The sequence below is a fragment of the Anaerospora sp. genome (assembly GCF_032013335.1).
In the GTDB taxonomy this organism is placed as follows: Bacteria; Bacillota; Negativicutes; order Sporomusales; family DSM-15969; genus Anaerospora.
Window position 1 is genome coordinate 17,184 of record NZ_DALZUO010000029.1, and the last position, 13,040, is coordinate 30,223.

At 48.4% G+C, this 13,040-nt stretch carries 8 protein-coding genes; 6 read left to right on the top strand and 2 right to left on the bottom strand.

Annotated elements, in window-relative coordinates:
• Positions 1-23 precede the first annotated feature (23 nt).
• Together ssnA and ygfK are read right to left on the bottom strand one after the other, a co-directional pair.
• A complete protein-coding gene (gene ssnA, locus RTR76_RS17800; protein ID WP_312523306.1) occupies positions 24-1,352 on the bottom strand; it encodes a putative aminohydrolase SsnA in 1,329 nt (442 codons plus the stop codon).
• A 13-nt stretch (positions 1,353-1,365) separates the two neighbouring features.
• A complete protein-coding gene (ygfK, locus tag RTR76_RS17805; protein WP_312523313.1) occupies positions 1,366-4,461 on the bottom strand; it encodes a putative selenate reductase subunit YgfK in 3,096 nt (1,031 codons plus the stop codon).
• A gap of 138 nt (positions 4,462-4,599) precedes the next feature.
• Here ygfK and dpaL point away from each other — a divergent pair, with 138 nt between their 5' ends.
• The 6 genes from dpaL (at position 4,600) to arcC (ending at position 12,925) form a co-directional block, all read left to right on the top strand.
• Positions 4,600-5,823: a diaminopropionate ammonia-lyase gene (gene dpaL / locus RTR76_RS17810; protein WP_312523320.1), complete on the top strand. Its 1,224-nt coding sequence runs from the start codon at positions 4,600-4,602 to the stop codon at positions 5,821-5,823.
• A gap of 104 nt (positions 5,824-5,927) precedes the next feature.
• Entirely contained in the window at positions 5,928-7,688 is a 1,761-nt protein-coding gene (locus RTR76_RS17815; protein ID WP_312523330.1) for a sigma 54-interacting transcriptional regulator, read from the top strand.
• 507 nt (positions 7,689-8,195) lie between these two features.
• Positions 8,196-9,503 carry a nucleobase:cation symporter-2 family protein gene (locus RTR76_RS17820; RefSeq protein ID WP_312523399.1) on the top strand — a complete coding sequence of 436 codons (1,308 nt, stop codon included), beginning with the start codon at positions 8,196-8,198 and terminating at the stop codon, positions 9,501-9,503.
• A gap of 177 nt (positions 9,504-9,680) precedes the next feature.
• Complete coding sequence (locus RTR76_RS17825) at positions 9,681-10,925, top strand: YgeY family selenium metabolism-linked hydrolase (protein ID WP_312523334.1); 1,245 nt, start codon at positions 9,681-9,683, stop codon at positions 10,923-10,925.
• A 42-nt stretch (positions 10,926-10,967) separates the two neighbouring features.
• Complete coding sequence (locus tag RTR76_RS17830) at positions 10,968-11,972, top strand: ornithine carbamoyltransferase (protein WP_312523339.1); 1,005 nt, start codon at positions 10,968-10,970, stop codon at positions 11,970-11,972.
• Positions 11,973-11,974: 2 nt separating this feature from the next.
• Complete coding sequence (arcC, locus tag RTR76_RS17835; protein ID WP_312523341.1) at positions 11,975-12,925, top strand: carbamate kinase; 951 nt, start codon at positions 11,975-11,977, stop codon at positions 12,923-12,925.
• Positions 12,926-13,040 lie beyond the last annotated feature (115 nt).

Sequence of the window (13,040 nt, forward strand, 5' to 3'; positions counted from 1 at the left end):
TAACTGAGGCAGCCCCCTGTTTCTTACGGAAGTTTATCCATGTTCTCCCACAAGCGTGCAGCAGCTTTGCGGGCTTTTTCGTAAATAGGTTTAACATCAAAGGGGAATTGACCATTTTCCAGAACGATCTGGCCGTTAATGATGACAGACTGTACGTCCCGGCTATCGAGGCCAAAAGCGATATGGCCGCCAATATTACCCGGCAGTAACGGAGTAGGAGCATCATAGGCAAGTACGGTCAAATCTGCTTTGTAGCCTGCTGCGATTTTACCGAATTGGGCGCCGAAGCTGCGTGACAGAAGATCGTTGCCGTTATACAGGAACTTGAGGAAGCTGTCGGGCCATAAAGGACCGCCTTCGTCTTTGTGCTTAAAGTAGGCAAATTTAAACTCTTCCAGCATATCGCTGCCCATGCCGTCAGTCCCTAAAGCAAAGTTGGTATATTGAGGAATTTTGTGATTGTAGCCGACGTTGTTATTCATGTTAGAACGGGCATTGTGCACCAGGTAGGCATTATGCTGGTTGATCATGGTAATATCCTGGTCAGACAGATACAGTCCGTGAGCAAATAGGGCCTTATCCGTTAAGAGGCCAAAGCCTGCCAGTCTTTCCATAATGTCTTTGCCGTAGATGTGGTGAGAATAAGAAACGTCATAGCGGTCTTCGGCAACATGGATGTGGGCACCGCGTCCGGTCAGCCGCACTGCCTCACCCATCAGACGGAGCGCATCATCCGGAAGGGTCACCGGTGCATGGCCGCCAATCATCGCCTCTACTAAGTAAGCGCTGCCGCCTGCTGCTTTGTCTTTATCACAAAGCTGAGCGAACTCAATATTCTCCCGTACGCAGGCTTCCACTTCGGCCAACCCGCCGTTACGGTCAGTTGTTTCGTAGCAGGTAATACCCCGGAGTCCTGTTTCTGTAAAGGCTTGCTTCAATACCTTTAAGGAGCCTTCAATAAAGGCAGGCGATGCATGATGATCGATGACTGCCGTAGTACCGCACTTGATGGCCTCTAAGGAGCAGACCATCCCGCTGTAATAGAGTATTTCTTCATCGATGGCCCGGTCCAGTCGCCACCAGAGGTTGCTGAGCACAGAAACAAAGTCGGGAGAGGGCTTAATATTGGCCATAATACCCCGGGCTAAGCCGGAGTAGAAATGGTTGTGGCTGCAGACAATGCCGGGCATAACTACAGCACCGCCCACATCGAGCACACGGTCGGCAGTATAGCTGGCGGCCACTCCTGTGCCGGCTGCAATAATTTCCGTTCCGTCAATTACGATATCCCAGCCGCTATGAATGGCAGGGGGCTGAAATTCAACAACCGTTGCATTTTTTAAAATCAGCATAGATTGATTCCTCCTATTCATCAACAGGGCCAAAAAGGGCTGGCCGCTTACTGTATAGCTCATTAAAAATTTCTACCATTTTGCTCAAGTCTTTATTTCCAGCAATGGGCAGGCGTCCCTGGGTCAGTTCGATCGTATACAGCCCATCTGCGAGGCGGATGGATACAGTGTTTTCTTCTACCAGAAAACCGGGGTTACGGCTATTTTCAAAATCCTTTCGCAGGCTGAAGAGCGTAACTTTGTCGGTATAGGGCTTGCCATTCCAGGGACAGAAGGTCGCGCAGTTGCCGCATTCGTTGCAATAAGCGTCAAGATGGACAATCTGGTAGAAATTAGCATATGCATCTGAAGTCATAGGAATAGCCAGATTAGCCCTATTGGGGCACACTTCGACGCACTTATTGCAGACATAGCTGCATTCAAGGCAGCGGCTGGACTCCCGTTTGCCGACACTTGCTTCGGCGGGACGTTCTCCTTCAATTTTAACATCCGATTGCCAGGTAAGGCCAATCTTTTTATTGGCGATTTCCTCCACCTGTTGGGTGGTTGCTTTACTGCAATGCGAAGAGGCTGGCTGCCAGGAGGTGTCGAGGCTTTGGCAAATGGAGTCGGCGGCCTTACGGGCGTCGGCAATTGCTTTAACGATGGAGGCAGGACCAGTTAAGGCATCGCCAACTACGTATACACCGGACTGCGCAGCTTCGGTAACACCGATTTGCCTTAACAAAGCAGTGTTAATATCTTCGCCGATGGCAGTTATAACGGTATCTATCGGGAGCATACGCAATTCATCAGTTGGTTCCGGCCTGCGGCGGCCTGAAGCGTCGGCTTCACCAAGCTTCATCACCCGGCAGACCAGTTTTCCGTCAGCATTGAACTGCTCCGGATTTAAGAGAAAGTGAAACTGGACTTGATCAGCCAATGCCAGCTCGTATTCTTCCTGGTAAGCAGGCATTTCTTTCTGAGTACGGCGGTAGATAACGGTACACGTTTCTACGCCCGGTACTCTGAGCGCGCTGCGGGCGGCATCCATTGCCGTATTTCCTGCACCGATAACAGCGATGTGTTTGCCTAATTGGAGAGATTTAGGCTGATGATTGAAACGGTCTAAAAATTCGAGAGCGGAGAGAACAGGCCGGTGAACGCCCTCACGCTGTAAAGGAAAGGGCTTTTCTGCTCCGGCACCGACTGCAACGATAATATGTTGATAGCCGTCTGCTTGCAGTTTGTCGATTGTCAGGGAGGGATCGCAATGAAAGATAAAATGCACCCCGTGGTCTTGAATGAAGCTGACATCGCTGGCCACGGCATCACTGCTCATGCGGAACTGGGGAATAATGTGACGTGGTGTGCCGCCAGCCGATTCGCGCTGTTCAAAGACGGTAACATCAAAGCCTTCTTTGGCAAGGAAATAGGCTGAGGCCAGCCCTCCCGGACCTGCGCCCAGTATGGCTGCTTTTATTCCTCGTGGTTTTGTGGTCAATTTCCACTGCCGGCGATATTCCTCATAGCCTTTCACAACAGCAATGCGTTTGGCTTCCCGGATGAGTACGGCTCCTTCATAATCCAGGCGCGTACAGTTATATTGGCAGGCATGATCGCAAATGTGGCCGGTAATAGAGGGGAGAGCATTTTTTTCATAAATTAGCGCCAGTGCTTCGGCGTAGCGTTCTTCGCCAACTAAGCGGATATATTCAGGAATATCCTGGCTGATCGGACAGGCGGTTCTACAGGGGGCTACGGCACAATCATAGAGAGGCAGTTTGCCGTCTATAGCAACCTTTTTACTGCCCCGGTAATATTTCTGGGCATAATCCGCTTTTAGTGCTTTTTCAGCCAGGTCAGCTACTTTGTCTACATGAATGCTCGTTTGTTCCCAGCCGTCCATTTGCTCCAGTTTGGCGGCGATTGCCGACATCCGGTTGTAGCCGCCCGGTTTTAAGAGGTCTGTGGCAAGTGTAATAGGACGTATACCGGTGGCAAAGAGATCCGCTACGTTATGTTCGCTGATGCCTGCTGAGAAGGATATCGGTAAATTACCGTTAAACTCTTGGCAGATTTTAGTGGACAATTGTATGGAAAGTGGGAAAAGGGAACGGCCGGACATATACATTTCGCCGCCTGGCAGCTTGTTTTTGAAATTAACGGACCCAAGGGTGTTGGTCAATTTAACGCCAAAGAATCTCCCTTGATCGGCAGCCAGTTTTTGCAGGCGCGTAAGCATTGGAATGGCGGCGCTGTATTTGAGATCGTGGTCGAAGGATTCTTCAGAAAGTGTAATATAATCAAAGCCTAATTGATCAAGAGTAGTGCGGACAACCGGGAAGGATAACAGAGTAGGGTTAAGCTTGACATAAGTCTCCAGTTTTTTCTCTGCTAGCATATAGGCACAAATTTTTTCGATCTCTGCTGGAGGGCAGCCGTGCATGGTTGACAGGGTTACCGATTTGCAAATATGAGGATCAATTTGCTCAGGCAGCTGCCGTAAATGGGGCAGACGATTTATGAGACCTGAGTTTTTCAGGAATATTCCGTCTTTAAGCAATAGAGATAATTCGTCGAGACAATTATTGAAGAAGGAATGCGTTGATGCATCCATCAACCCGTTGATATAGGCATCCATGCGAGGGGTCTGGATACCGGCCAGGTTGTAGCCGACGCTCATGTTAAAGAGAAAAGACCGTGTAGAGCCAGTGCGCAGTTCAAAAACTTCTTCAATTAAATGCAGCAGTATCCAGGCTTTTATGTATTCCTCATAGGCTTTTTCAACGGTGTATTCACTGGACCATTCGGTATTAAAGCCTTCATCTTCAGCATCAATACAGGGTTTGTCGACAGGGGGCTCCTTTTCCTGAACGGTTTTCAGTTCAATGAACCGGCTTCCTGCCAAATAGGAAGTAACAATATTCTGAGCCAGCTGGGTATGGGGGCCGGCAGCGGGACCAAGCGGCGTTTCGCACCACTCACCGAACAGTGAAACCCGTTTATTTCCCTGCTTGCGAAAAAAATTGGTTTGAGGCAAAGAAAAAATTGACCGGTCGGCAGCATATTCCTCAAAAATGCGAGCAACTAATTCCCGAAACGGGACTGGTCTCATATGATCTCCCATGTTTTGCTCTCCTCCCTGACTGTTAATGTCACTATAAAATTATGCAAGAATTATACCAAAAATTCGGGTTTAGCAAGATGTTGGCGCGATACTTGCATTTTAACCAGTCAATAACCATTAACAAGGGGGAATCCAAATATGAACCACACTATTTCCTGGAAAATGAACACGATGCAAAAATGCAAATCAGGAACAGCAACTCAGTTTTTGAGTTGTGAAGAAATTAATAAAGCAAAGCAATTTCATCAAAGCTTTCCTGTTTATCAGCCTACGCCGCTGCGCAGTCTGGCTTGTTTAGCTCAGAAGCTGGGGGTTGCCGGTGTGTATGTAAAGGATGAGTCTTACCGGTTCGGATTAAATGCTTTCAAGGTTTTGGGCGGCTCTTATGCCATTGCACGCTATCTGGCACAGCGGCTGGGGGCGGATATCTCCGAGCTTGGGTACAGTACCCTCATCTCGCCTCAAGTAAAAAAACAGCTTGGTGACATTACCTTTGCTACTACTACTGATGGCAACCATGGCCGCGGTGTAGCTTGGACCGCGAGGCAGCTGCATCAAAAGGCTATCGTGTATATGCCTAAAGGATCGTCTGTTCAACGGCTGGAGAATATTCAGGCCGAAGGGGCTGAGGCCTGCATTACCGATTTTAACTATGATGATGCGGTGCGAATGACCGATGAAAAGGCCAAAAAGCACGGCTGGGTAGTCGTACAGGATACGGTCTGGGAGGGCTATGAACAGATTCCGACCTGGATTATGCAGGGCTACGGGACAATGGCTGCCGAGGCGGTGGAACAGCTGCAGGCAATGGGTGTAGAGCGTCCCAGCCATGTGCTGCTGCAGGCCGGTGTGGGATCGCTGGCCGGAGCGGTACAGGGATATTTAAAAGAGGTATATGGGGAGAAAAGCCCGGCAGTGGCTATCGTAGAGTCTGATCAGGCTGCTTGCCTGTATAAATCGGCTCTGGCTGAAGACGGAAAACCTCAAAATGTTGGCGGACATATGGATACGATTATGGCCGGTCTGGCTTGCGGTGAGCCCAATCAAATCGCCTGGGATGTATTGCGCGATTACAGCAAGCTGTTCTTTGCCTGCCCCGACTGGGTTGCGGCCAGAGGGATGCGGATTCTCGGCAATCCGTCAGGCTCGGACAGCCGGATTATTTCCGGTGAATCAGGTGCTGTTACCATGGGCCTTTTGAGCGTGTTGCTGGCAGACGGACGCTGGGAAGAGGCGAAAGCAGCTTTTGGGCTAACTGCAGATTCCACTATTTTGCTCTTCAGTACAGAGGGGGATACTGATCCGGGGAAATATCAATCAATTGTGTGGGATGGTGAATACTCCTCCTATGAGCATCTATAAGGCAGTCTAACGAATTGATAAGGTCTCCTAACAGATAGAAGCAGGAAAAGATCAGCTCCCAGCGAAGTAGTAAATAGAACTAAACGGGTCCTAGAGGTGATCTGATGTATTCCCTCCGCGAAATTCAGGAGACTGTTCAACAGACTGCTGAGGCCATTGCCGAAGCCTTGCAAATTGAGGTGGAAATAGCCGATGAGAACTTGATCCGCGTCGCCGGAACGGGTCGTTATAAAGAAGGCTGTAGTCAAAAGCTAGAAGGCTTTGTATATTCTCATGTAGTAGAAACAGGTCAGCCGGTAGTGATTGATCAGCCTGGACAGCATCCGCTTTGCCGCCCCTGTTCCTTGTGGGGGAAGTGCTCGGAAACGGCCGAGGTGGTCGTTCCGATCCGCTTGGAAGATAAGACACTGGGCGTTATCGGATTGATTGGCTTTGATGTGGAGCAAGCTAAGCGTGTACTGGAGAGAAAGGATTCGCTGCTCCGGTTTTTGGAGAAGATGGCGGATCTGATTTCGGGAAAGATTGACCAGCACGGGCAGGATAAGAGGAGAGAAGCACTGTCACGTAAATTAGTGACAGTGCTAAATCTATTGCATGATGGCATTTTAGTGGTGAACGAGAACAAACGGGTTATTCACCACAATCAGATCGGGGCTAAGCTTGCTGATATTGCAGCCGGTCAGTCTGTGGAACTGACGCAGATTATGGATGATAAAAAACTCTGGAAAGCCATTGAAAAAGGCGAGGTCTTTTCCGGGCAGGTACAGGGCCGTCATGGCAATGTTCAGTGGTATTGCGATGCTTTGCCAATTATCACGGGGAAGGCCGTAGAAGGCGCGGTCATTGTTCTGAAGGATGTTCATCAAATCAAACGGCTTGTACAGGATACTACGGTTAGTGATATTGCTACGGAGTTTTCCCAGATTATCGGCAATTGCGGGCGTATCCGGGAATTGAAAGAACTGGCTACCAGGGTGGCAGCCAGCAGCTCGACGCTGCTGATCCAGGGAGAAAGCGGTACCGGCAAGGAACTGCTGGCCCGGGCAATTCATCAGAGCAGCAAGCGTAAAAACAACGCCTTTATTGCAATTAACTGCGGTGCTATTCCCGAAAGCCTGCTGGAAAGCGAGCTTTTTGGCTATGAAGAAGGCTCGTTTACCGGTGCCCGGCGGGGTGGTAAATTAGGTAAGTTTGAGCTCGCCCATAATGGGACTGTCTTTTTAGACGAAATCGGCGATATGCCACTCCATTTGCAAGTGAAATTGCTGCGGGTATTGCAGGAAAAGAGGGTAGAGAAGATCGGCAGCACCCGCTCTACGCCTATAGATGTGCGAGTGATAACCGCGACTCACCGCGATTTGGAGAAAATGGTTGCTTCCGGTGAGTTCCGGGAAGACCTTTATTATCGCTTGAATGTCATTCCGCTGAGCATACCGTCGCTCAGGGAACGCAAGGAGGATATTCCCTTATTGACTCAGCATTATCTTGATTATTACAGCGGCGTGTTAGGCAAGCATGTAGCTGGAATGACGCCGGATGCCGCAGCCATTTTGAGCCGCTATTCCTGGCCGGGAAATGTGCGGGAATTAGCCAACGTCATTGAATATGCCGTCACGATGACTACCGGTGAATATATCAGCTCCGAAGTGCTGCCTAAGCGCATAAAAATCGAGCAAAAAATCGAAGTGCCCAGTGGTTCCCTCAACCTTAAGGTGCTAGAGCGGGAAGCGATAACCAAGGCGCTCGAGGAGGCTGTTGCTCAGGGCAATAAGGACAATGCCGCTAAGATTTTAGGAATAAGCAGGGCAACCTTATACCGGAAAATAAAAGAATATCACATTGCTGAGCGCAAGTTTTTCTCTTAGAAGACGATAGACGCATTGAGCAGAAAATCTCATAATGAGACTAAAAAGAGTATGCCCGGAGGTGGGGATCGCCGGGATTCCAGGGAAATCTCGAAAAGATATGAAAGTCTCATTATGATACTGAAATATAAGCCTTTTGAACGACGAAAACGCATGAATGCAGTAAGAGTTGTTGATGTATCTTTCGGTCATCAGGCAGAAGGTAAAACTAATTTGACTGCACCTCCAGCGATAAGACCGCATAGAATAAAATAGCGGTCTTTTTTGTTGGGAAAAGCAGCGTTGGAAAAGGAAAGGCAAGCAGATTGTTTTGTAAATTAAACTGAATAATCATTATGTTAAGAAAGTTGGCACAAAATTTGCAATATATGTTTTTTGTTAGATAGAGCGAGAAATAACGAAAAGGAGGTGGCGCGAGCCGGTACTAAAGAAGTTCAAGCAGGTTGAATTAAAAGAGGATGGTGAGTCTAAGTGCAGGAAGAGAAAGTTCGTCACCCAGTCGATGAAATGTTGCCTCTAGGTCAACTATTCACCTATGGATTACAGCATGTGTTGGCCATGTACGCAGGTGCGGTAGCGGTACCGTTGATCATTGCCAATGCGCTAGGTTTGTCAAGGGAACAGCTTATATACCTGATTAATGCAGACTTGTTTACATGCGGTATCGCCACCATCATTCAAACAGTAGGATTCTGGAATATGGGGATTCGGATTCCCATTATTCAGGGGGTAACTTTTGCGGCAGTGACACCAATGATTATTATTGGCAAGACTCATGGATTGCCGGGTATTTACGGATCAATCATTGTCGCTGGTATTGTAACTTATCTGATCAGCCCTTATTTCAGCCGACTGCTCCGGTTTTTTCCACCCGTTGTTACAGGAACCATTATTACCGTTATCGGTATTACACTTATGCCGGTCGCAGTGAGATGGGCCGGAGGCGGTAATCCAGCTGCCAAGGATTTCGCCAACGCCAGCTACATCCTTATTGCCCTGATAACGTTGGTATTGGTCTTATTCTTTTACCGTTACTTTAAAGGCTTCCTAAGTAACATTGCTGTACTCTTAGGCTTGATATTTGGCACCATTATTTCCGGCTTCTTTGGGATGGTCAATTTCTCGCAAGTCCCCAATGCGGCCTGGCTAGGCATTACAACTCCTTTTGCCTTTGGAATGCCGGTCTTTGACTTTGCTTCTATCGCGGCAATGGTTTTGGTTATGCTGGTCGTTATGACCGAAACAACCGGCGACTGTATCGCGATTGGTGAGATTATTGAAAAACCGGTTACCCAAAATGACCTTACCCGCTGCCTGCGTGCCGATGGATTTTCCACCTTGCTTGGCGGTATTTTAAATAGTTTCCCCTACACCGCTTTTGCGCAAAATGTAGGCCTTGTCGGACTGACTCGCGTTAAGAGCCGGTTTGTCGTGGCTGCTGCCGGTGTTATTCTTGTCGTACTCGGACTGTTCCCCAAGCTGGCCGCTGTTATTGCCGCTATCCCAAATGCAGTGCTTGGCGGAGCTGGTATTGCCATGTTTGGCATGGTTGCTGCCAGTGGTATCAAAACGCTGTCTAAAGTCAAGTTTGACGGCACACACAATATCATGGTAGTCGCAATCAGTCTTGGTGTTGGCATGATTACGCTGGCTGTTCCGAACTTCTATCACAACTTCCCAAGCTGGGCGCAGGTTATTCTTCACAGCGGTATTACTGCCGGTAGTGTTGCTGCTATTCTGCTCAATGCCCTGCTAAATGGTACAGAAGATACTGCCCATACAGGGACTGATGCCACCCAAAGCGGAGGAGCATGAATGTATGCGCCAGCCCTGCTGTCATAGAGAGCGACAGCGTGGCAATCTCATCTTTTGTTTGACTCAGGAGAACCGTCCCCGTGAGTCGGTGGCTCCGGTTCTTCATAACTGCCCTGAATCTTTCGTCTGCCAAGGCGTTAGAGATAAAAATAGCAGCTAAGGAGAGGAGAGAAAGCTTTGAAAGAAACTTTTACGCAAGTACTGAATTTAGCCGAAAAATATCAACCTGAGATGACCCGCTTTTTACGGGATATGATCGCAATTCCCAGTGAAAGCTGCAACGAGGAAAAGGTTATTCAGCGCATTAAAGAAGAGATGGAAAAAGTAGGCTTTGACCGGATTGAAATTGATCCTATGGGCAACATTCTTGGTTTTATTGGCCATGGTAAGCATGTTATCGCAATGGATGCACATATCGATACAGTTGGTATTGGCAATCGTGATAACTGGAAATATGATCCCTATCAGGGGTATGAAGACGATGAAATCATTATTGGACGAGGTGCTAGTGATCAGGAAGGCGGTATGGCCGCAATGGTCTATGCCGGAAAAATCATCAAAGATTTGAAACTGGAAGATGATTATACCCTGGTAGTAGTCGGCTCCGTACAGGAAGAAGATTGCGACGGCCTGTGCTGGCAGTATATTTTGAATGAATACAAGCTGCGTCCTGAGTTTGTCGTTATTACCGAACCGACGGACGGCAAAATTTATCGCGGGCAGCGGGGCCGCATGGAAATCAAGGTTACGACGCAAGGCATTAGCTGCCATGGGTCGGCACCGGAGCGCGGCGATAACGCTATCTATAAGATGGCTCCGATTCTCACTGAACTGCGTGCCTTGCACGAGAATTTGCAGGATCATGCCTTCTTAGGTAAAGGCAGTCTTACCGTATCGGAAATATTCCATACTTCCCCGTCGCGGTGTGCCGTTGCCGACAGCTGCTGGATTTCGATTGACCGCCGCCTGACTGCCGGTGAAGACGGTGAATTGGCGTTAAGTCAGATTCGCAACCTGCCTGCCGTTAAAGCTGCCGGTGCAACGGTGGAAATGTATGCGTATGAAAGACCTTCCTATACAGGTCTGGTTTATCCGACAGAGGCCTATTTCCCTACCTGGTTGATTGAGGATGGCCATCCTGTATGCCATACGCTGGAGGACTCTTATCACAACCTGTTTGGCAAGCCTGCACAAGTTGATAAATGGACGTTTTCCACTAACGGCGTGTCCATTATGGGCCGCTATGGTATTCCGTGCATTGGTTTTGGCCCTGGACATGAAGACCAGGCCCATGCTCCCAATGAACGGACCTGGAAAAAAGAATTGGTTCAAGCGGCAGCACTGTATGCAGTAATTCCTTCTGTATACGTCAAACAATACGCAGCCCAAATGCCGGAAAGCACTGCTAATCTGGTTAAATAAGCTGTGTGCTAAATAACAGGAGAATTAGAGGAGGAAATAACGATGCAAACTATTTTCAGAGGAAAACATTTTATTGATCTGGAAGACTTCACAAAAGAAGAAGTCGATACAATGATTGACGTTTCCATGGATTTAAAGAAAAAATTCGCTATGGGCATGGCCACTCCTTATCTGCAAAACCAAACTACTTTCCTGATATTCTTTGAGCAATCCACCCGTACCCGCAATTCTATGGAAGCAGGGCTCGCCCAATTAGGCGGTCACGCCGGATTCCTGGATGGCTCTACGATGCAGGTTTCTCATGGAGAAACAGAAAAGGACACGGCTATTATCCTGTCCCGCTTTGGCCATGGTATTGCCTGCCGGTACTGCAACTGGGGAATCGGCAATAAGTACTTAAGAGAAATGGCTAAGTATGCAACTGTGCCAATTATGAATCTTCAGTGCGACCTGTATCATCCGATGCAAGGCTTAGCGGACCTAATGACCATGAAAGAAAAAATCGGTGATCTCAAACGGGTAAAAGTATCCATCATCTGGGCTTATGCCGAAAGTCATAAGAAACCGATTTCCGTTCCTGTAACACAGCTGCTGCTTTTCCCACGCTATGGCATGGACGTTGTGCTTGCTCATCCCAAAGGCTGGGAGCTGCCGGACTGGGTTATCGAGAAGGCCCGTGCCAATGCGGCTAAATACGGCGGAACGGTTACCGTTACCAATAATGAAGAAGAAGCTTATGAAGGTGCGCATATTGTTATTCCGAAAAACTGGGGAAGCTGGGTGAATGATCAGACCGGCCTGACTACTACCGGCGCATCAAAGGTAGTTGACGACAAGCTGATGGCGCAGCGCGGCTGGAAATGCACAGAAGCAAAAATGGCTACAGCTGATAAAGATGTTATGTATATGCATGCCTTGCCGGCAGACCGCAATAACGAAGTGGAAAACTCAGTTATTGACGGCCCTCATTCCATCGTATATGATGAAGCAGAGAATCGGTTGCATACTGCCAAGGGTGTTATGACTCTGTTAATGGGTGGTAGATAACTGTGAATAAGCTGGCTGTTGTAGCGATAGGCGGCAATTCGCTCATCCGCGACAATGACCGACAGACGGTTGAAGATCAATATGATGCCGTCTGTGAAACGGCAAAACATATTGCCGGCATGATTGCGCAGGGATACGAGGTCATCATTACACATGGCAACGGTCCGCAGGTTGGTTTCATCCTGCGTCGCTCTGAAATTGCCAGTGAGGTGGCCGGTATGCATCATGTTCCGTTAGTCAGTTGCGGGGCTGATACACAAGGTGCCATAGGGTACCAGATCCAACAAGCAATGGATAATGAGTTTAAGAACAGGGGACTGGAAAAGTCGGCGGTTACCATTGTTACGCAAGTTGCAGTGGCACCGGATGATCCTGCGTTTCAAAAGCCCACTAAGCCAATAGGCTCCTTTTATACCCAGGAGCAGGCCCAGCTTCTGCGAGAACAGCATCCTGACTGGACGCTTGTTAATGATGCAGGCCGCGGCTATCGCCGTCTGGTGGCCTCGCCGCTCCCGCAGGAAATCTTGGAAAAAGACGTTATTAAATTACTTATCCGGGAAGGCTATTGTGTAATTGGTGCAGGCGGCGGCGGTATTCCCGTTGTCAAGCAGGCAAACGGTTCTGTAAAAGGAATTGATGCCGTTATTGATAAGGATTTTGCTTCCAGCTTGCTGGCGGCTGAAATTAATGCAGACCTGCTGATTATTTCTACTGGTGTTCCCAAGGTTTATCTTAACTATGGTAAGGAAAATGAAAAGCCATTAAATGAAATAACCCTTGCAGAATTAAAGCAGTACGTTGAAGAAGACCATTTTGCTCCTGGCAGCATGCTGCCGAAGATATTGGCGGTCATCAGCTTCCTGGAAAAGGGCGGCAAGAAAGCCATTATTACCAATCCGGAATCTTTGGAAGAAGCAGTTGCGGGGCGAACCGGAACTCACGTATATCCGTAATAGTATAGTTAGTATGCAAAGCAGCATGATGCCGGCCATCCCCATAAAGTAACCATGAAAGTTTCACATGGTTGGCTGGGAAGGTCGGTTTCACGCTGCTTTTATTATTGAGGAG